Genomic DNA, 21,811 nt, shown 5'->3' with positions numbered 1-21,811 from the left:
GGAAAATAAATGCCAGTAGGACGGTACCTATTTTCGTTAATATTTTTTCTGTTATAAGCGACCCAGTATTATGTCCCAGTCTTCCACATCCGTTATAAATTATGCCCTGCCCGAGCCGCTATTAGAGTTACTGGGGCAGTATCTGCAAGAGCAAGTCATGCCAAAGATCGATATCGATCCGCAGCAGCTGGCCTATCGCTGGGTCGGTGGTCACCGCGGGCGCTTGGAGCCTTTGGCAGTCAATTTGTTTTTAAGTCTGGATGATTTGCATGGTATCGATACGCAAAAGGCAAAACTGGTACAAAACACACGGCAGTTTTTAAAGGGCTATCCGGCCAATCACGTCTTGATGACAGGGACTCGCGGCGCAGGGAAATCATCGCTGATTCGAGCATTGCTACAAGCCTACCATAGCGAAGGGCTACGTATCATCGAAATCGCCCGTGATGACCTGCGGGTGCTTGATAAGATACGCGCCGCCATCCGCGCCCTACCAGCAGACACCGATTGCCGCTATATCGTGTACTGTGATGATTTGGCATTTAACGGTCAAGATGAGAGTTACCGGACGTTAAAGAGTGTGTTGGACGGGGCGCTGGACTCCGAGCAAGACAAGCTACTGGTCTATGCCACCAGTAACCGTCGGCACCTTTTACCGCAGCTGATGAAAGACAATGTCAATATTTATAATGGGCAAACCGATGAAGTTAATCCTTATGAGACCATCGACGAGACGGTATCGTTGTCTGATCGCTTTGGCTTGTGGCTATCGTTTCACCCGATGGATCAAAATACTTACTTACACATCGTTCGCCATTATTTATCGCTTTCGCCAAACCGTAATCTAGATAATGCGAATGACGTTAAAGAAAGTAATAATAATGAAGAAGAAAATAAAGCGCTACCTGACAATATCAGAGCCGCTGCCTTACGCTGGGCATCAGAGCGTGGCGGGCGTTCGGGGCGAGTGGCCTATCAGTTTAGCCGCTACTGGATAGGACAAACACAATTGGCTGCTGAGGACAATCAGCCTTAAACATCGGCTACCTGTCATTTTTTAGGAGCGCGTGCAGAACCTAAGTACTGCACGCGGCTACCCGCTTCTTCATCTACCAAATTCGCTACGCTATTTACTATATATTGGTCGAAATCTGCGGCCAGCCATAGATTGCCTACATAAGCACTTTGGGCATCCAGACGAATATGCGCCATGTTTGGCGTACGACTCTGCGGATTATCAAAGCTTTGATAACGTGCGCTAAAATGGGTCAATATCAAGTTTGACAGTCCGCTCTCTTGGGCAAATTTTCCGATCAGCTGCGCGCTACTGTGCATCGGATCAAAGTCTGGGTTTTTTGCCTGTATCTTATTTAACACCGCATGGGTATAAGTGGCTTCATGCACCAGCAAGTCTGCATCAACGACCGCCGCATATAGGCACTCTGGCGTATCATTATCGCCTGCAACCACTACCCGAGTACGTTGGCTGTCATTATCGACATACTCAGCAGACGACAGCATGCGTCCGTCTTCTGTCACAACATCTTCGCCTTGCTGCAGCCTGCCCCACAGCGCACTGGCTGGGATACCATCAGCTGTCAATTTATCAGTATTCAGGGTACGGCGGCTGATCGTCTGAGTAATACCAAAACCATAAGAAGCGACGCGGTGCGACAACGGGTGAATGTCTATAACCAGCTGATGTTGGTGGTCTACATTGATAGTTACATCGCCTTTGTGCTCATCATCTGACTCAGACAATATATCTTCTATCGCCATAAAATCAATGGCAAATGGCAAATACAGCTCGGTTGTCAGCCTCATCGCCTCAAGCATTTTGGTAATGGCTTTGGGCGCAATAAGCGTCAGCGCTGCAGTACGTCCTGACATGGCCGCACTCGCAAGCAACCCCGGCAGACCATAACAATGGTCGCCATGCACATGAGTGATACAAATGGCTTGCAGCTGATGCAAAGATAGCTTGGTATGAAGCAGCTGATGCTGTGTACCCTCACCGCAATCAATTAAAACCCAAGGACGCGACTTTTTGTTTTGCTGTCGACTTGCCGCCGAGCTATAAGGATTGAGGCACTCTATCGCCAGCGCTGTGACGTTACGCTGCTTGGTTGGCACGCCAGCGGAGGTGCCCAAAAAGGTGAGCTTTAACATAAACGCCCTCTTTTAGCTAAATCCTTATCTACTGTAACGATTGGCATAGCATGGTTCTTTGACCTTCAATCATTTTACCGCCATTGGCCGTACATTCATTGACCATATTGGACTCATAAGATTTCCAGCCGCCATAAAAGCTGGCAACACACAAAATCACCACCAGCAATTTTTGTGACCATACTTTAATAGATACTTGCTGGCGATTCACCTCTGTAGCCTCTGTATGCTGTTTGGCTGCAATCTCACTGTCAGTCGCTGTCCTGTTAGGCTTATTCAAGTCTGTCATTTCTTATCCTAAAAAAGGTTTTGTCTATAAATAAACAAAACCTTTTATGTTGATTTTAAATCAATGATTAGGGCGTATCCTAATCATTGATACCATTCGCTTTGTTTAGAATTTTAAACGCCCGCCTTTTTCTTCGGCACGTTTAAAGGCATCACGCTCTTCGCAGCGTTTTAGCCAGTTTAAAATATTGGTGTACTTACTGCTATCCAAACCAGAGCCTGCATTGGCTCCGACGACAGCAAGATGCATCTGAATATCAGCGGCGCTAAACTCACTACCAGCAAACCAATGATTGTCCTGTAGGTGCTGCTCCATCATGCCCAGCATACTGTCTAGGCTGCGGCTAATCATGTTCTTTTCCACTTGGCTTTGGATTTTTTTACTAACAGGTTTAATTAGCATTGGTGATTGGTCAACGACTTTGCTAAATACCAAGCGCATCACTAGCAGCGGCATCAATGATGCCTCGGCAAAGTGTAACCAAAAGGTATAAGCCTCCCACGCCGCTTCGTTGTCATCAGCAGGTTTGAACTGCTTGTCGGTATCGTAATGCTTGATTAAATACTCGATGATAAACCCTGACTCAATCAGCACGCGATCGTTGACCTCTAGCATTGGTGCATGACCGATTGGATGCACTTTTTTTAAGCTATCAGGCGCACGATACGCTTTATTACGCTCGTAGCAAGTCAATTCATAATCGGTGTTTAGCTCTTCTAACAGCCAAATAATACGAAACGAGCGTGAGTTTGCTAAATGATGAAGATGTAACATAAACCGTCCTAGTTATCATGTGAGTGCGCAATAGCATATAGACAAAGTGTCCTGCGCCTGATGCGCTTGGCGTGCATACTGCTCGATAATAGCGCAATTCATCTGTTATTAACACACAAACTGCGCTGCGGTGCACACGGGCAAAAACTATGGCTAAAAAACCATGGCTAACCAGTCAAACCTATCACCCGCTATATGATCGCCTTACTTTGAATGCAGCTGCTCTATCTTGCGCGTCATTTTGTCTATTTTTTGCTGATAGCGTTTGATTTTACGAAAACGATGAGCCGCAAGCACCCCTTCGATACGGCGGTTGGTCAGGCGGCGACGCGGTGGAAAGCTACCGATTTGTGGCTCGTTGTAACCATGCAGGCGATCATCACGGCGACGCGCTCTATAGCCAAGCGCACTATCAGCAATCATAATCAGCAGCGCGACAAAAATCATGCCGTACATAAATAATGAGCCGCCCTCATTGATGCTTTGGTGCAATATCGTAATCGAAAATATAAACAAAAAAATCGGCTCAAGATAGCATAGCGTGCCAAACAACGAGACGGGCAACTTTTGACTGGCGACCATGGTCAGCGACATCGCCGCGGTGCTGATGATACCCAGCAGCGGCAACAGATACCAAAATTTATCGGTAGTGATTGCCAGCGCAAACCCGCCACTCATATACAGGGCGACCATCACCACTGGCGTCAGCAGCACCAAATCAGAGATAAGGCCGGTGATGGGTGGTACTGCCAGCTTGCGACGCAGCAGATAATAAGGCGGATAACCCAGACAGACAAACAATGTCGCCCAAGAAATCGCGCCGTACTGCCAGACATCATACGCGATGCCCAGACCTGCGCAGATGGTGGCGACCCACTGTAGCGGCGTCATCGCTTCATTATAAAAAAACCGACCCACCATAATCATAATCATCGGGTACAAAAAATACCCCAGTGTCACCTCAAGCCCCAGATTATTGACTGGTGCCCACATAAATATCCAAATCTGGGCGCCCAATATCGGCGTCGGCAAGATAAATAAAAACCACTCTTTGGGTGTTTTTAGGGTTTTTAGGTAATCAAAGATATGCTGCCACTGTTTTAACACACTGACCAGCAGCACCAAACTCAGCAGCATCATCAGCACACGCCACGAGGCGACTTGCGTCCCAGATAGCGGCTGCATCAATAGACCAAATAAAAACAACAATGAGTATAAAAAGTTTGCTGCTACGGCAGCGATGGTGCCCTGCGACGTTTGGGTGGTGGTGAGCATAAAAACAGCCTTTTGAAATAAGCGCACGTCCTTGGCAATTTTAGAAAAAAACAAAAGCCTCAGACGCGGACGTCGGAGGCTTTTGTCTACAAGACCTGTTGTCTATCTCATTGTACACGCAGGTTGTACGTCGCCAATCATGCTAAAACCCTTCGGTTTTAAAAGCAGGCTAATACAATCATCTGTCGTTACATATCACAAGATAAACGCTTGAAATGACTCATACTTATATCATAGCCAGCATTATGTCAAACTCAGAATAGATAAGCAATGCATCCAGTTAACGAGTCTTTGAATTTTTATATAGCCGATCTACTTTAAAACAGGTGCCGTACTACTGAAATGAATTTTATACCGCCTCTGACGTGATGAAATCACACAGCGAGCAAAGAAAATTTATACCAGTAGCGCCTGACACATCGTATCTTGCACGCCAGTTTTATTTCGGAGCGACTATATCGTTACGAGTTTGGCGCTTTATTTGGCATCTAACTGCTCTATTTTACGCTGGATTTTATCCATTTTTCGCTGATAACGGCGTATTTTACGAAACCGATGCGCTTTTAGTGCGCCATCAATACGGTGATTTATCAGGCGGCGGCGCGGTGGAAAGCCGCCTACTTGTGGCTCGCGGTAGCCATGCAAATGATCGCTACGGCGCCGACTCAGATAACCTATCGCACTATCGACAATCATCACCAGTAGCGCTGCCGTAATCATGCCATACATAAACAATGAGCCTCCTTCATCCAAGCTCTGACTGAGCACAGTGATGGACAATACAAACAATAGCATAGGCTCGATATAGCTAAGCGCGCCAAATAGCGACACGGGCAGCTTGCTGCTGGCCAGCATCGTCAGCGACATCGCCAGTGCACTAAAAGCGCCTAGCAGTGGTAATAGATACCAAAACTTCATATTTTGCGCCGCCATACTAAAGCCGCCACTGGTATAGAGCATCAGTAGCACCACTGGCGTCAGCAGCGTCAAATCAGACACTAAAGCCGCCACTGGTATAGAGCATCAGTAGCACCACTGGCGTCAGCAGCGTCAAATCAGACAACAATCCCGTAATCGGTGGCACAGCAATCATCCGCCTGAGCAGATAATACGGCGGATAGCCCAAGCATACAAACAGCGTCACCCACGATACCGAGCCGTATTGCAAGATATCATGACCAATGCCAAAAGCCGCCAGTAGCGCCGCCGCTCCTTGCAGCAGACTCATCGGCTCACGATAAAAAAAGCGACCAAGAACGATCATCACCAGCGGCAATAAAAAATACCCCAAAGTGACATCAAGGCCATAACCGTTCACAGGTGCCCACATAAACAGCCAAATCTGCCCACCCAATATCGGGGTTGGCAGTATAAATATCAGCCAGTCTTTGGCGGTTTTGAGCGTTTTTAGATAATCAAAAACATGCTGCCACTGCTTGCTCACACTGACCAGCAGCACCAAACTAAGCAGCATCATCAACACACGCCATGACGCCACTTGCGTGCCCGTCAAAGGCTGCATAAATAACCCAAATAAAAACATCATCGAAAATAAAACACTCGATGATATCGACGCGATAGTCCCCTGAAAGGTTTGATTGGTCGTCAGCATAACAACAGCCTCAATTTAGCACTTTTTAGGTATAAGTAAGTATCATTCAAAGATCAGCATAAACAGTGGTCATAAAAGATAAAAAGGATTATCAAAGACAACATCCTATAAGCGATAAATGACATCCAAAAAAAAGCCTCCAACGATAACGTCAGAGGCTTTTTCTAGAGCAAGAATGCCAAACTAGAGCAAAAGCGAACTACTGAAACCGTTATTTATCGTCGGTATTGTCACCCTCAGTGTTTGTTTCATCTAATACAGGATCGTTGGCAATGTCGATCACATCGTGAACGTCGGTCGCCGCATCGATATCGATTTGCGCTTGGCCTGCTACCTCAAAGGTGCCATCCTCACGCATGGCATCGACCAGTTCATCATCGCTCTCTTCGTGCTCGACCCGCGCCATCGCCACCAGCTTTTCTTCTTTTGATAGGCGAATCAAGGTGACGCCTTGGGTGTTACGACCAGAGCTGGCCACATGCTCAACAGGCGTGCGCACGAGCGTACCTTTGTTCGAGATTAGAATGATATCGTCTGTAGGGTCAACCTTGGTCGCTCGCACCAGTGCGCCATTACGTGCGCTGGTTTTGATGGCTATCACACCGCCGCCGCCGCGGTTTTGCGTATTAAACTCGTCGATAAAGGTACGCTTACCAAAGCCGTTTTCACAAGCGATAAGGATTTCGCGTACATCATCTTCGATAACGACTAGTGATTTGATAAATTCATCATCAGCCAAACGCATACCGCGTACACCTTTGGCAGTACGGCCCATGGCGCGGGCATCGTTTTCATCAAAACGAATGGCTTTACCACTCGATGCAAATAGCATCACCTCTTGGCTACCGTTGGTGATACGGGCGCTCACCAGTTTGTCATCGTCTTCTAGACCAATGGCAATCAAGCCATTGGAGCGGATATTGGCAAACTGCTTGAGCTCTACGCGCTTCACCGTACCATTGGCAGTGGCAAAGAAAACAAACGGCGGCTCGGCCTCATTGCTACTCTCTGAGCTATCATCATCGCCATCGCTCACAGTGTTGCCAGACAGCTCTTCGACGATTTTTGGAATAGGCAAAATGGTGGTGACGGTTTCGTCAGCATCCAAACTGATGAGGTTGACCAATGGACGACCGCGCGAGCCGCGGCTGGCAATCGGCACTTCAAACCCACGTAGGCTAAAGACGCGGCCGCTGTCCGTAAAGCACAGCACGGTCGCATGCGTCGAGGTCACTACCAAGTGATCTATCACATCATCTTCTTTCATAGCAGTTGCCGACTTGCCTTTGCCGCCGCGTTTTTGCGCCACATAATCATCAATGGGCTGTGTCTTGGCGTAGCCGGTGCGCGAGACAGTCATTACGACAGTCTGCTCAGGGATGAGATCTTCACGGTTAAAGTCCATACGCGAGTCGATAATATCGGTACGGCGCTCATCACCAAAGTTATCACGAATCTCGATAAGCTCATTAGAGATGATACTCATCAGCTTATCAAAATCACCAAGAATCGACTCCAAATGAGCGATTTCACGCAGCAAATCTTGATACTCTTCGGTCAATTTGTCTTGCTCAAGCCCCGTCAAGCGGTGCAGCTGCATGTCTAAAATCGCATTGACCTGCTCAAGTGATAAGCGATAGCGCTCCTCACCTTCGATCAAACCAAACGGCGCTTTTGGGTCCTCGCCTTCGATAAACTCAGGACGCACAGACTGGCTACCAGCCGCTGTTAGCATCGCCACGACACTACCGGAGCCCCATGTATTATTTAATAAGCTCTCGCGTGCCAAGCCGCGGTTGGCCGAGGCTTTGATAGTGGCGATGATATCGTCGATATTGGCGAGCGCAACGGTCAAACCTTCGAGCAAATGACCACGGACGCGCGCTTTGTTTAGCTCAAAAATCGTACGACGCGTCACCACTTCTTGACGGTGACGAACAAAGGCGGCTATCAGCTGGCGCAAAGTTAGCAGCTTTGGCTGACCATTATCCAGCGCCACCATATTGATACTAAAGCTCGACTCTAGCGGCGTTTGCAAAAACAAATTATTGACAATGACTTCAGCCGTTTCGCCGCGGCGCAAGTCAATAGCGATACGCATCCCTTCCTTATCCGACTCATCACGAATCTCGGTGATGCCCTCGATTTTTTTGTCTCGTACCAGCTCTGCAATACGCTCAATCAACTTGGCTTTGTTGGCCTGATACGGCACTTCGGTAAAGACAATACGCTCGCGATCACGGTTGACACCTGTGTCACTCATCGGCTCGATATGATAGCGCCCACGAATATGCAAGCGGCCTTTACCGGTACGATAGGCATCTAAAATACCCGCGCGGCCATAAATAATACCGCCCGTTGGGAAATCGGGGCCTGAGATATGCGACATCAGCTCTTCGGCTGAGACTTGTGGATTTTCAGCATAGGCCAGACAAGCATTGATGACTTCGGTCAGGTTATGTGGCGCCATATTGGTCGCCATACCAACGGCGATACCTGTTGCGCCGTTGACCAGTAGGTTGGGAATACGCGCTGGCATCACGCTTGGCATGCGCTCAGAGCCATCGTAGTTGTCTTCCCAATCGACCGTGTCTTTATCCAAATCAGCAAGCATCTGGTGCGTAAGCTTGGTCATACGGACTTCGGTATAACGCATCGCCGCTGGTGGATCATCATCGATGGAGCCAAAGTTACCTTGGCCATCGACCATCGGATAACGCAGACTAAAATCCTGCGCCATACGCACGATAGCATCATAAACCGCACTATCACCATGTGGGTGATATTTACCGATGACGTCACCGACCACACGTGCTGATTTTTTGTAGGGTTTGTTATAATCGTTTGATAGCACGTGCATGGCATACATCACACGGCGGTGTACAGGCTTGAACCCATCACGCACATCAGGCAGCGCACGTGAGACGATCACGCTCATCGCATAATCCAAATACGACTGCTTTAGTTCATCGACGATGCCAATAGGACTGACCGATTCGCTCATATACACTCCTTCACTCACTTTTTTCTGATGCTGTCACCACTGCTTGAGATGCCTTTGGGTCATACAAAAATACAGCTGCCAAAAAATGCAGCCATCATTGAAATATAGACCCAAAAAAACCCTCACTCAGCGCACAAAACAACAAGAAAATAGTGATACGGTTTTTGTTAAAAGTAACGTTTTATAAAAGAAGCTATTTTAGCACAAATTTGCCGTATTAGGGGCATTTGCACGGGATTAAAACCAAGCGAATCAGGAGATTAGCGGTCATTTTTTTGACTTTTTTCTCTATTTTTTGTGTGTCAGCGGCAGATCTTTTTAGACTGACTAATCTTGCCGTTATGACAAACAAATTTGCCATCTTTTGAGCAGTGCGACACCCCGCCCATTTTCCCTGAACAAGGCGTGTTTCGAGCTTGTGCTTGGCTGATGGGCGCAGTGATAATGGCGCAAGTCAGTAGTGATAACAAGATAGATTTCATAGGGTTTCTCTTATTGACGTCTCGTTAAGCGGCATAAAAAACTGCGTCCAATATTATGGACACAGTTTGGTGGATTGTCAGACGATTTATCCGTTTGAGTATCGTTAACCTATTGCGAAATAGCAGCCGTAGTACATGACCTAAAGGCTGCCGATGTTATGTTGGATTGACTACCGGCTTAAAGTTTTGATCAAAAAACGCACGCGTGGCCTCAGTACAGGCTGGACTGACCAGACCACCATGATAATTGGTATAAAATGCTAGGAGCGGTATACTGCCTTGCGCCTCAGCGTCAGCTTTTACCTCTTCTACGCTCTGACTAAAGCGGGTCTGTACGCGGACTCTGACCGCCTCTGCATCCCAAGTATTCATGGCAGCTTGGCCAATCAAGCTCAAGGTCTGCTGATCTGGGCGCTCGTCAGCATTGTCGATATCGACATCGAGCACGGTGACATTGAGGTTTTTGGCTGATTTTTTTGCCGCTGCTTGCAGTAGCGTGACCATCGAGCCGGTATTGGTATCAAAATAAACGGTCGGGTCTTGGTTGCCGCCGCAAAGCAGTGTCGGCATGGTCGGCACATAACCACGTAAGTCATTGTCTTTTAATGCCTTACGTAGAGTGTTTTCAGGCATGGCCGCTGGCAGACCATCGCCGTTCTCTGCCCACAGCCCATCAGGATGTTTGTCGGTATCAGCGACATAGGCGGCACGAAAATCTGTCTTAATCAGATAGTCATTTTCATCATAACCACCCAAGATAGAAAACAGTTTGCCTTGCTCTAGCCCTGCCAGCCTAGGGTCACTAGGATTTTTTTGAAACAGCGCATTATTAGGCAACTTGCCCATCTCCACTAGCTGACCAAACGACAACGCATTTGGCAGCTGTGCATCCGCATATTTATCTAGGAATATGTCTGATTTTTTATTATAAATATTGCCATATTTTTCTTGTAGGCCACTGCCAAGTAATGGCGCAAACCTTGAGGCACCGATATTGACGTTACCTCTAAATATCTCATCACCAAACGCTGCTAGCGCATAAGGCCCCGAAGATGGCGCGATGGCTGTCACTGGTTTTTCTTGGGATTGTAGCAATCTGGCCGTTGCCATCGTGACATAGCCGCCTTGCGAGTAGCCAGCGATAAATAGCTTGCCGGAATCCGCAATATCACGGTAATTGACCGCATTGGCACGCTTTTGCCGTGCCATGATATCGCGCGCGCTGTCTAGGGCGTCGACCATGTCTGTCGACTGCTGCTGAGCCACAAGATAAGGATGATAATCCAGCGTGGAGTCATCATAGCCTGCATAATTGGGTGCGACAACGATATAGCCTTGTGCGGCAAAATTAGCAGCGATTAAGTTGGCTTCGCTTACCGCAGGATTTTGAATATTACCCACTTGCGCAAAGTCATAAGACTTGTCGGTGGTCGTACCATGGGCATATAATAGCAGCGGGCGCGCGCCTTGGCATTCAGGAGCATCGCCCGTTGGCAGCATCAAAGCTGCGGTAGCATTGGTATCTTCGTCTGCAGCACCCTTGGTATCATAGCTGACTTTTTCTATCGTGACGCCGCATTTGGCTGCGGGCGTTGCGGTATTACTCAGCCCAAAGCTGCTGTCTACTTGAGAGGCACTAAAGGAGTTGACAAATTCAGCAGTGGCTGATGAGACGATATCAACATCATTGTCAAAGTCATTGTCATCGCCGCAGCCGACCAGCCAAATACTACTGACGATGGCAGCTGATAAGACACTGCGCATCGCTATCGGTTTGTGAGTCGCTGCGCGGCCGCGCCGTGAGTGGGAAGTGATCATAATAGCTATCCTTAGCAGTCAAAAGCGGTAAAAAATTGTGAAAAAAAAGCGCCGTGCGTCCTTGGCAAGCAATGATACCTTTATACCGCAAACACTACCGAAAAGCTACCAGAAAACAGACACAATAGCGCATCACAAGCACCAGCCATACCCGCGTTGAGTATCGACAAGCCTGCTTAGCCTCTCATCCCGCAGCCGATGATACCAATCGCTTAAGCACACTCAACGCCCACAATCACCTTTTACCGATAATAATATGACAAATATGGCAAACGACAACGACCTCAGTCTCAGCGACATGCACGCATCTTCCAAAGTAAAAACCAAGACCACCACTAAGTTCACCACTAAAGCCTCCGCCCAACCAGCAACAGCCGCTCAAAGCCGCAGCGAGCGCACAGATCGCAGCTTTGATGCCATCGCCGATCATTTTGAAAAAAAAGTCTACGGCGGATTAAAGGGTGAGATTAGGCTGGCGGTACTACGCCGTGATATTTTTGAGTACAGCGCCCAGATGCGCCAGCGCCTTGGCCGGCCACTACGTGTACTGGATGTAGGCGCAGGTCTGGCACAAATCGCCATCGAGCTGGCCGCCCAAGGGCATACTGTGGTAATCAATGACATCTCCGCCAACATGCTTGCCAAAGCACAGGCTCATGCAGCGCAGACAGACACGCCTCTTGATATCACTTGGCATGTCTGCCCTTATCAGGAGCTGCCAGCAAAGCTAAGCACAGAAAAGTTAGATGCAGAAAAGTTTGATTTAATACTATGTCATGCGCTGCTTGAATGGCTAGCAGAGCCTGCCGGTGTGATGGACTTTTTTGATCAGTATTTGATGCCCAAAGGCGCGCTGTCACTGTGTTTTTATAACCCAGCGAGCTTTGATTATCGTAATTTAATCATGGGGAATTTTAATTTACTCGACAATAGCGACTATAAAGCAGATAACGTCAAGAGCCTAACGCCCAATCATCCAGTCGCAAAAGAAGAGGTCGAGACTTGGCTCGCCGCGCATCGTTATCACGTCATACGCAGCAGTGGTCTACGCGTGTTTCATGACTATGCCCCGCTCAAACGTGGCGGACACACTGACCCCGAGGCGGTGATACGTATGGAGCTACGCTATTCACAGCACGAGCCCTACAAATGGCTGGGACGCTACCTGCATATACTGGCAATACGGCAAGCCTAACCTACCTGCTCGCTTGCTCAGTCTTGCCGAATATCTGCAAACCGCTCTACGCCATCGTACTCTGACCATGTGGTGGCATTGACGTCCTTTTCATCGAAGACAACCACATGCTCGAGTATAGGCAAAATACCGATGTGTGAGCCTATCTCATGATTGTGGTGGCTGGCGACCAAAGACAATACCGTCTGACCATCATCCAACTGCAAACGGTATAGATAGTTTGCACCGCGAAACACGCGGCCAACCACCAATGCTGTCTGCGTACTGTCATCGTCATGAATGATGTCATCAGGGCGCACGAGCACCTTGATCGGTGTGCCATTTGGATAATCATACTCACAGTACTGCGGATAGCCAGCTTCGTCGTAGACTTCCATACGGCGATAGATATCACCTAGCGCTGTCTCGACGCGCCCTTCTTTGATGATGCCATCTATCATCGCGCCTTCACCGACAAACTCAGCGACAAACGGACTGACTGGCTCATGATATAGCTCACTTGGCGTCGCCCACTGTACCAGCTTACCTTGATGCATCACCCCAACTTTATCAGCAATAGCAAACGCTTCGTTTTGATCATGCGTGACCAGTATCGCAGTAGTGTTGGTGCGTTTGAGAATATCACGTACACTCATCGCCAGCGACTCACGCAGTACCACGTCTAGATTAGAGAACGGCTCATCAAGCAGCAACAGCTTAGGTTTTGGTGCCAGCGCTCTTGCAAGCGCCACACGCTGCTGCTGACCGCCTGATAGCTCATTTGGGCGTTTGTCCGCGTGCTCAGTCAAGTCAACCAAATTTAGCATCTCAGCCACGCGGGCTTTTTTGTCGGCGGTAGACCATTTGTTCAGGCCAAACGCGATGTTTTTTGCCACACTTAGGTGACCAAACAACGCATAGTCCTGAAACACCATACCCATGCCGCGCTTGGCTGGCGCAACGGCAAACGACTTGCGCGCGCGCTTATCTGTCAGGCGTTGATTGCTCAGATAAATACTACCACCGCGGCTTTGCTCTAGTCCTGCAATGGCACGTAAGGCCGTGGTTTTGCCACAGCCACTATACCCCAAAAAACACCCAATCTCGCCCTGCTGTAACGTCAACGACAGACCATCGACGACGATCGTATCGTCATAACCTACGATGAGATCTTGGACACTAAAATACGGCGACGCTGCGCTATCTGCTTGTTTTTCTTCGGAATCTGTGTTTTTAACTTTATGGTCTTGGCGGGCGTCTATCTTTTGCGGTGCCTCATCGGGTTTTGATGCATCTCGCTCGACAGCCGCATGCGCCAGATTATGGGCTTTGATAACTGAGGCGTTTTTTCGGTGCTCAAGACGCGTCTTGGCTTGTATAGACTTGGCCTTTAGACTGCTGGTATGGATAGATTTAGATTCTGATGGATCATGGGTTGAATCAGTGTACATAAAAGGTACCAGTTAGCGATAAAAAATAAAACCTTGGGCATGCTGCGCGCACACAGATGGGTGCTAAAAGCGACTAAAATCGTACTGTAGCAGGTTTAAAGGACTCAGGCCACACAAGTCATAGACCGCATGCTGATAAAGTGCATAAGTCATACTGTCTAAAACTGCTGTTAGCCTTGTTTGTCACTTTGGCGTAGCAATATCCATACTGGTAGCAGCCCAACCAGCACGATTAAGAGGCTTGGCAGCGCAGCTCGCCCCCACATGCCCTCGCTTGTCATCTCAAACACCCGCACCGCCAGCGTATCCCAGCCTTGCCGCCGCGTCATCAAAGTAATGGGCATCTCTTTCATCACCTCAACAAAACCCATGAGCAACGCTGTCAAAACCCCGGGGCTTAATACCGGCAGCATGACCTGTCGCCAGCGCTGATAAGCACTGTCACTGAGCAGTTTGGCCGCCGCTTCTTGATTGACCGTCAGGCGCTGCAACTGGCGATCGACAGGCTGAAAACTCACCGTCATAAAGCGCGTCGATAGAGCCAGCAGCATCACAATGACACTGCCTGATAATATCTGCTGCGAGGTGATACCAAAGGCAATCATCTGATTGTCAAGCCATGCAATGGGAATAAATATCCCCACCGCCAGCACCGTCCCTGGTACCACATAGCCTAGGTTTGCCAAGGTCGTCATCAGCTTGGTTGTTTTGTCAGGATACTGACGCTTGATCCACGCGATGACAATCGCCAAAAAAGCAATAAACATCGTGGTCATACTCGCAATCATCAGGCTATTGGTGACAAAATCGATATAACGAGCATCGAAGTCTTGACGAAAATTGGCCGCCGTCCAGTAGATAAGCTGCAAAAACGGTATCAAAAAAGCCAGCGCAAACACTAGCGTGCACAGCAGCGCCATACCCCACTTAGCAGGTTTGCTCGCCTCAAAACGATGACTGCTGCCTTGGGTGACAGCAGTGCCGCGCTTGGCCTGCCAATACTGCTCAAACAACACCACGACAAAGACCACACCGATCAATAACGCGGCAAGCTGCGCGGCCGTGGTCAAGCTAAAAAACCCAAACCACGCCTTGTAGATCGCGGTGGTAAAGGTATCGACATTGAACACCGACACCGCGCCAAAATCCGCCAAGGTCTCCATACTGGCCAACAATAAACCGCCGATAATCCACGGCAAGGCTTGCGGCAAGGCCAAACGAAAAAACACCCGTCGACGGCTTAGCCCCAGCATTTGACCAGCTTCAATAGCCCGCCGACCTTGAGATAAATTCGACGGCTTAGCCCCAGCATTTGACCAGCTTCAATAGCCCGCCGACCTTGAGATAAAAACGCTTGACGCGCCAGCAGATATACATAAGGATAAAACGCCATCGACAACACCAGCCCTGCGCCCCAGACATTTCGCACGGACGGAATCGCCATACTTATGCGCAAATCACGTAAGGCGGTCTGTAACGGCCCACTAAAATCCACAATACCGACGGTCACAAACGCCAAAACATAGGCAGGTATCGCCAACGGCAACATCAACGCCCACGAAAAAAACCGCTGGCCAGGAAAGCGGTACATACTGGTCACCCACGCCAAGGCAGTACCGACTGTCCCAGAAATAACGGTGACCATCATCAATAAAATAGCGGTGTTTTTGAGCACTTGTGGCAGCACATACTCACGCATGTGTGTCCAAATATCAGCGACAGGCTGCGTCCAAGACAACAGCACGATCAAAATTGGCACCAGCATAAACAACGAAATCAGTCCTAAGACTGATTTTGAAAGAATGCGCTTACGCAAAGTGTGGTCTTGATTGACTGCTGAATGCCCGTCACTCATATCACCATCGACGATATCGCTTTGACTTACAGACGCATCTGGCGTTGTGATCATATCATTATTACCGTGTCATACTTATAGAGTCCACAAAACAACAAATACCAATCCCAAAGAAATTTGAGATTGGCATCAGTCATCGAGATCTATTTATAACCCGCTTTATCCATCATCTGAATGGCTTGGGTTTGCAGCTCACCAAATTTTTGTACATTGATGTCGTCTTTTTTGAAGCTACCCCATGATCTTAGCATCTCAGACTCATCCACGCCTTCTTTGACCGGAAACTCCTTGTCCGAGCTGGCATAGATTCCTTGGGCTTCATCAGAGGACAACCATTCGATCAGCTTTAGCGTACCATCTGGATTGTCTGAGCCTGTGACCACACCGGCACCTGAGACGTTTACATGCGTACCAGTGGTGCCTTGATTGGCCCAAAATATTTTTACTGGGAAGTTTGGTTTTTCATCCAATATACGGCCGTAATAGTAGCTGTTGGCGATACCGACCTCACACTGACCCGCCGCGATCGCCTCTAGCATGCTGGTGTCATCACTGAACACATCTGTGGCTAAGTTATCTACCCAGCCGCGGATGATTTCTTCGGTTTTTTCTGCGCCCAAGTGCTCAATCATGCTAGCAACCAATGATTGGTTATAGACTTTCTTTGAGGTACGTAAGCATAGCTTGCCTTTCCATTTTGGATCAGCCAAATCTGCATAAGTTGACAGCTGATCGGCGCTGACCTTGCTTGGATCATAAAAGATCGTACGAGCACGTAGTGACAGTCCTGTCCACTGGCCTTTTGGGTCACGATATTTGGCAGGGACATTGTTTTCGAGTACCGTCGAAGCCACAGGCTGGAGCAGGCCTTGCTGCGCGGCTTGCCATAAGTTGCCCGCATCGACGGTCAATAGCATGTCAGCTGGCGTGTTTTGACCTTCTGCTTGCAAGCGCGCCATTAGCGGGCCTGTCTTGTCCGTTACCAGCTCAATTTTTACGCCTGTCTCTTCGGTATAACGATCAAGCAGCGGCTTGATCAGCTGCTCATTACGAGAAGAATAAATAGTAATGGTTTGCCCATCTGCACTTGTGGCATCATCGGTGGTCGCTTGCGGCGCAGTGCTCTCGCTGGCCGTAGTCTCGGCGCTCTCTTCTGTCGTTGAGGAATTACTACAACCCGCTAGTCCGAGCATCATGCCACAGACGACAACAGGTAAAGTAAGCTTAGAAGCAGAACGCGTAGCGCTGATGGTGTTCAATGACATGGCTTTCCCCATAATAGTGCTATAAAAAAGGTGAGATAGAATAGATAAGATGGCGACGATATAAAATGGTTATATTATCAATAACAACACTTGCTGCAGTGCAGAGCTCTGATACAAGACGTTAATAATCATGTCAGGCATGTCAGAATAGTCATGCCAGCTACTAGCAAGTTCCGTTACTGGCGATTGATAACCCCTAAATATATAGAAACAACATACTAATAGAAATGAGATTAATTATCAATACATTTGTTTGAGCGAGACTTAGCCCCCATCTCCGCTCATTTTTGCCGTATTTTTAGGCCGTGTCTTCCCAACACAAACATAGCAGTTAGAGCAACCACTGACCCAAAATGACATTGACCGCCGCCTCAGTACGTAAGATACGTGGACCAATGGTGACCGCCGTACAGCCTTGCTTGGCAAGTAAGTCAATCTCATAATCTATCCAGCCGCCCTCGCTACCGATACAGACCAAGCTCGGTAGCGGCAATGATGACGGCTGGACGTATTGGGCAAATGATTGCGCGCTGTACGGGTGCGCCACGATGGCACGGCAAGTGATCAAGTCCCCCAGCTCATCTTCGACAAACGGCTTAAAACGCTTGGCCAACGTGATGCGCGGCACGATGGTATCGACGCCTTGTTGTAGCCCTTCTAAGACAAACTCATCCAAACGATCAAGCATCGGGCTTTGCCAGTAGCTTTTTTGGGTGCGGTAGCTATTAATCAGGACGATATGTCGCACACCTAGCGCCGTCATATCCATGATTAGGCGGCGTAAGACCTTGGGCCGTGGCAGCGCCAACACCACCGTTAAATCAAGCTTTTTGGGCGGTGCGCAGCTCAGCTGTACATCGCATAGCTCGATTTTATCAGAGTGCATGCTTGCTATCTGCCCCGTACCAAGCTGGCCACCGAGCTGACCTATTTTTAGCTTATCTCCGGCAGTGGCGGCTAATACTTGAGTGACGTGCGTGATTTGCGCCGCGTCATCAATATAAGCAGTGTCTGCCGAAAAGTTGTCGCTGGGCAATAAGATACAGTTCATAAAGGCTCTTGATGCGACTGCTGGGCAATCACTTCTTCTATCATGGTCACTTGACGGGTCAGTACGGATTGTTGTTGTCTGGTCAGCCGCTCGCCTGCAAGCCCTGCCCGTTTGGCCAGTGCCAGATCACAAAGCCAAGCGGCTAACTGCTGGTAAATCAACGCGGTTTCCGCACGGATGTCGCCAGCAGTATGGGCGGCAGACGCGCATGCCTCGTCTGTGAGACTAGCTGGTGCCGCCGTGTCAGGAGAAGTATGCGCGTGAGAGGTCGTCACAGGACGATAAAAAGCATTGTATGGCTGATACAGCGCCCCAACCTCAGCGAGCTTGTCGACCACGCTTTGGCACGACTGCGTATAGCGCCCCATGATGACAGGCGTGGCCACACTTGCCGGCTCCACAGGATTGTGTCCGCCGATATCGACAAGCGAGCCACCGACCAATGCCACATTAGCAAGCTGATACCATATCATCAGCTCGCCCATACTATCTGCCACATACACTTGCGTGGCTGCCTCAATCGCCTCATCACGACTGCGCCGCGCCATCGTCAATGCCGACTTTTTGACGAGCTCGGCCACCTCATCAAAGCGCTCAGGATGTCTGGGCACGAGTACAAGCAGCGTATCGGTCAGTGCCGCCTGTGACAGCAATTGCTGCTGTAGTGACAGGGCGATCTCTTCTTCGCCGCTGTGAGTGCTGGCCGCCACCCAAATTGGACGACCGGTGACTCCAAATCGCTCGGCCAGACTCATCTGATCGCTGATGCTACCGTGCAGCGAATTGCTTTGCTCATCTATGCGCGGCTCACTGGCGCTGCTGTCCTGCTTTGGCGCATTGATGACCCATTTTAGCGAGCCTGCCACACGGATTTGGGCACTGCTGGCACCGAGCTGCCGAAAGCGCTTAGCAGATTCATTGTCTTGCGCGATGATTAAGGTAAGGTTTTTCATCATACTACGACTGACAGCAGCAATTTTTTGATAACTGGCAAAAGAAGACGCTGAGAGCCGGCCATTGACCAAAATACTGGGAATACGCTGTTCGGCCAATTTAGATAAGATATTTGCCCACAGCTCTGTCTCAACAAACAATGCCGCTATAGGCTGTACGTGTGCCAAAAACGTCTCAATCACGACAGGGCTATCGACCGGCACATAACTATGGCTCATCTGGCCTTGGGCAATCTCATCTGCAAAACGGCTGGCACCACGGGCAAAACCCGTCTGAGTGGTATTGGTCAACCATATTTGATAACCCGCTGCCAATAACGCCTCCAGTAGCGGCGCGACCGTATTGGTCTCACCCAATGAAACCGCATGACACCAGATGACGCCATGATGCGTCATATTATCGCTCACAGCTATAGGAGGCGAGGGATAATGCTTACCAAAGCGCTGCGCCACTTCTTGCTGATAGTTGTCGCGCTGGTGCGAGCGTCGCCATACTTGCAGTCGATACAATGGCTTTAGGACATTGATGGCGCATTGATAATAAAACGGCGGCTGATACACCGCATGATTAAGCCTTGATACTGAATCAGATCTCTGCGAAACGTGCTCAGATGGCGTAGGAGAAGATGACATAGCGTCGCCCAGATTGGTAATGAATCAGATTATATGGTCAATCCACTATAAAAGAATGACCGTTAAACGCGCTTGAAGTATTACACATACCGATACACTCGTATATGTCTGTACTTGGCTGCTATGAGTTTTTTGATTGAATCAATGATGACAAAACGGCAATAAAAAACGCGCCAATTCTACCTCAATTTGACACTGAACGACACGCCTTTAATCACTGCCCGCCATAAGTATAAGCAGTTCAAAATAAAGGGATACGTTAAGAATTGCGTTCTGCTGGTATAAATTTTTCTCGCTTGCTGTGCGCTTTGCACTCCAGAGGCTTCAAAAAATTCATCCCAGCAGTACTGTGTTCTTTTTAGATTGAAACGACTATATGTTAAACAATGATAAATATCAGTATCGCCACCATAACGACAGCGGCAAGCAGCAACTGATAGCGCTTGCTACTATGCTGCTCTTGTTTTTGGGTGGTGATCAGCGCTTGCGCTTGCTGCCACTGCTCGAGCACACTTGCCGCTTCTGCATGACCATTTTTTGCCGCTTGCTCGAGCCAATATTTACCATTGTCGATATCTTGCGCCACCCCCAGTCCTTGGTAGTACATCTTACTTAGCAAACGCTGACCACGGCTGTCGTTTTTGCTCGCCGCTTGTTTGACCCATTCAGCGCCCGCTGCCAGCGCCGCCTCTGTCTCGGCTGTGACGCCTTCGCCGAGCAGCTCATACATTGCCAAGCGTAGCATGGCAGCAGTATTACCCGCCTCTGCTGCGTTTTGTAATTTGAGTAGTGCTTGTTTTTTTACAGCCAAATGCTTTGGGGCAAATTTCACCTGCGCGCGCGGTGTGTTTTGCTTGGCGATATACTGCTCGAACTGCTCTAGAATGCGACTGGCTTGCTGATAGTCTGACTCGCCAGCGCTCTGCATGACCTCAATTTCCTTTAGCTCAGTCATTAGCTGAGTAAACAGCTCGGGCGTAGGCGCTAGTTTGGCGCTCGGTGCCAATGGTTCTGGGGGTGCTTGGGGTGATTGATGTTTTGAAGGCTGAGGTGCTGGTTGCTGAGTGCGCGGCGAGGCAGGTTCAGTTATCAGTGATGCGTCATGGGATAAGTTACTAATTGGCGTTTGTGCTTTATTGCGCGATACCTCACTGAAGGCAATTTGGCTATCTGCCGTGGGCACGGTACTGACGCGCGCGCCTGCTTTTGTGTCATCATCGATACTGACTTGGCGGTCTATGCTATCGATACCAGCAGCGCTATTGCGGCTGTCAGCATCCTTATTTGTAGTGATGCTGTCTTTGATAAAAGATGGTGCGGTATCGAGTGCATCAGTGCCATGAATGCTGAGCTTGTGTGCCGCAGGCAATCTGGCGCTCACCGCTTGATACAGTCCGCTTGACACCTGATCGCCTTGCACAGCAACAAAGGGGCGATCGATATGGCCAAACAGCCGCAGCCCGATAGGCTCTAACGCAAAAAACAACGGCGGCTTATCCGCTTCAGTCACCTCATTATCCTCACGATAGACGACCGCCATATGCTGATAAAAATCCTCACGAATGAGCGCAAGCTCAGGATAACGCTTGCCTAATTCAAACTGCCCGTACCAGTGCGGCGTCTGCTGCCAATGCTGCGCCAGCACGCGACCTGCATAAAACGCCAAAAAAACCATCAAATTGCGATAGTGCTCATCAACCAGCAGCATCTCTTCAGACCAGCGCTCTGTTTTGATCAGATCGCGGCGTATCTGAGACAGCAAGGTATCGACGCGCTGCAAGCTTGCCAGCGACTCATCCAGCATACAAGCGCGCAGCTGGCTTTCATAAGCCATACCGCCTGCGATAGGATGATTGGCCAAAAAATCCTGCCAATAACCAGCTGCCATATAATCAAGGGGCGTTACGGGCGATGCAGCCATAAACCAGCGTGTCCTTTATTTAAATATTCAAAAATTTAGGGCGTGTTGAACATTCGACCATGGCACTGACAGCGACTATTTTTTA

18 protein-coding genes are annotated in these 21,811 nt (G+C 49.0%); 2 read left to right on the top strand and 16 right to left on the bottom strand.

Annotated elements, in window-relative coordinates:
- Positions 1 to 70 precede the first annotated feature (70 nt).
- On the top strand, positions 71 to 1,036 hold the full coding sequence (locus NK638_RS06490) for an ATP-binding protein (RefSeq protein ID WP_274632379.1): 966 nt from the start codon (positions 71 to 73) through the stop codon (positions 1,034 to 1,036).
- Positions 1,037 to 1,050: 14 nt separating this feature from the next.
- Here NK638_RS06490 and NK638_RS06485 read toward each other — a convergent pair whose 3' ends face one another.
- From NK638_RS06485 to NK638_RS06445, 9 genes are all read right to left on the bottom strand, one after another.
- Entirely contained in the window at positions 1,051 to 2,169 is a 1,119-nt protein-coding gene (locus NK638_RS06485) for a ribonuclease Z (RefSeq protein WP_274632378.1), read from the bottom strand.
- Between the two features lie 28 nt (positions 2,170 to 2,197).
- On the bottom strand, positions 2,198 to 2,458 hold the full coding sequence (locus NK638_RS06480) for a hypothetical protein (protein ID WP_274632377.1): 261 nt from the start codon (positions 2,456 to 2,458) through the stop codon (positions 2,198 to 2,200).
- A 105-nt stretch (positions 2,459 to 2,563) separates the two neighbouring features.
- Complete coding sequence (locus NK638_RS06475) at positions 2,564 to 3,232, bottom strand: glutathione S-transferase (protein WP_274632376.1); 669 nt, start codon at positions 3,230 to 3,232, stop codon at positions 2,564 to 2,566.
- Between the two features lie 204 nt (positions 3,233 to 3,436).
- Positions 3,437 to 4,507, bottom strand: a complete 1,071-nt coding sequence (rarD, locus tag NK638_RS06470) for an EamA family transporter RarD (protein WP_274632375.1) — start codon at positions 4,505 to 4,507, stop codon at positions 3,437 to 3,439.
- Between the two features lie 477 nt (positions 4,508 to 4,984).
- A complete protein-coding gene (locus NK638_RS06465) occupies positions 4,985 to 5,506 on the bottom strand; it encodes a hypothetical protein (RefSeq protein WP_274632374.1) in 522 nt (173 codons plus the stop codon).
- A complete protein-coding gene (rarD, locus tag NK638_RS06460) occupies positions 5,499 to 6,119 on the bottom strand; it encodes an EamA family transporter RarD (RefSeq protein WP_274632373.1) in 621 nt (206 codons plus the stop codon). The genes NK638_RS06465 and rarD (NK638_RS06460) overlap by 8 nt, the downstream gene beginning before the upstream one ends.
- A gap of 211 nt (positions 6,120 to 6,330) precedes the next feature.
- Positions 6,331 to 9,123, bottom strand: a complete 2,793-nt coding sequence (gene gyrA, locus NK638_RS06455) for a DNA gyrase subunit A (protein WP_274632372.1) — start codon at positions 9,121 to 9,123, stop codon at positions 6,331 to 6,333.
- 302 nt (positions 9,124 to 9,425) lie between these two features.
- Positions 9,426 to 9,605: a hypothetical protein gene (locus NK638_RS06450; RefSeq protein ID WP_201585268.1), complete on the bottom strand. Its 180-nt coding sequence runs from the start codon at positions 9,603 to 9,605 to the stop codon at positions 9,426 to 9,428.
- A 156-nt stretch (positions 9,606 to 9,761) separates the two neighbouring features.
- Entirely contained in the window at positions 9,762 to 11,423 is a 1,662-nt protein-coding gene (locus NK638_RS06445) for an alpha/beta hydrolase family protein (RefSeq protein ID WP_274632371.1), read from the bottom strand.
- Positions 11,424 to 11,679: 256 nt separating this feature from the next.
- Between NK638_RS06445 and NK638_RS06440 the strand changes: the two genes are divergently transcribed.
- On the top strand, positions 11,680 to 12,618 hold the full coding sequence (locus tag NK638_RS06440; protein WP_274632370.1) for a methyltransferase domain-containing protein: 939 nt from the start codon (positions 11,680 to 11,682) through the stop codon (positions 12,616 to 12,618).
- A gap of 17 nt (positions 12,619 to 12,635) precedes the next feature.
- On the opposite strand, the gene NK638_RS06435 is transcribed toward NK638_RS06440, so the two are convergent.
- From NK638_RS06435 to NK638_RS06410, 7 genes are all read right to left on the bottom strand, one after another.
- A complete protein-coding gene (locus tag NK638_RS06435) occupies positions 12,636 to 14,048 on the bottom strand; it encodes an ABC transporter ATP-binding protein (protein ID WP_274632369.1) in 1,413 nt (470 codons plus the stop codon).
- A gap of 170 nt (positions 14,049 to 14,218) precedes the next feature.
- Entirely contained in the window at positions 14,219 to 15,301 is a 1,083-nt protein-coding gene (locus tag NK638_RS12520; RefSeq protein ID WP_446739814.1) for an ABC transporter permease, read from the bottom strand.
- The gene (locus tag NK638_RS12515) at positions 15,289 to 15,957 is read right to left on the bottom strand and encodes an ABC transporter permease (protein WP_446739813.1); all 669 of its coding nucleotides are present in this window, start codon (positions 15,955 to 15,957) and stop codon (positions 15,289 to 15,291) included. Before NK638_RS12515 ends, NK638_RS12520 begins: the two co-directional genes overlap by 13 nt.
- Positions 15,958 to 16,046: 89 nt before the next feature.
- Positions 16,047 to 17,168 (bottom strand): extracellular solute-binding protein, encoded by a 1,122-nt coding sequence (locus tag NK638_RS06425; RefSeq protein WP_192993713.1) that lies wholly within the window; start codon positions 17,166 to 17,168, stop codon positions 16,047 to 16,049.
- 331 nt (positions 17,169 to 17,499) lie between these two features.
- Complete coding sequence (locus NK638_RS06420; RefSeq protein WP_274632368.1) at positions 17,500 to 18,219, bottom strand: 16S rRNA (uracil(1498)-N(3))-methyltransferase; 720 nt, start codon at positions 18,217 to 18,219, stop codon at positions 17,500 to 17,502.
- On the bottom strand, positions 18,216 to 19,805 hold the full coding sequence (locus tag NK638_RS06415) for a 3-deoxy-D-manno-octulosonic acid transferase (RefSeq protein ID WP_274632367.1): 1,590 nt from the start codon (positions 19,803 to 19,805) through the stop codon (positions 18,216 to 18,218). The genes NK638_RS06420 and NK638_RS06415 overlap by 4 nt, the downstream gene beginning before the upstream one ends.
- A 379-nt stretch (positions 19,806 to 20,184) precedes the next feature.
- Complete coding sequence (locus tag NK638_RS06410; RefSeq protein ID WP_274632366.1) at positions 20,185 to 21,726, bottom strand: tetratricopeptide repeat protein; 1,542 nt, start codon at positions 21,724 to 21,726, stop codon at positions 20,185 to 20,187.
- Positions 21,727 to 21,811 lie beyond the last annotated feature (85 nt).

Origin of the sequence: Psychrobacter sp. A3, assembly GCF_028823565.1 — a bacterium.
In the GTDB taxonomy this organism is placed as follows: Bacteria; Pseudomonadota; Gammaproteobacteria; order Pseudomonadales; family Moraxellaceae; genus Psychrobacter; species Psychrobacter celer.
This window is presented reverse-complemented; position numbering and strand designations above follow the sequence as displayed.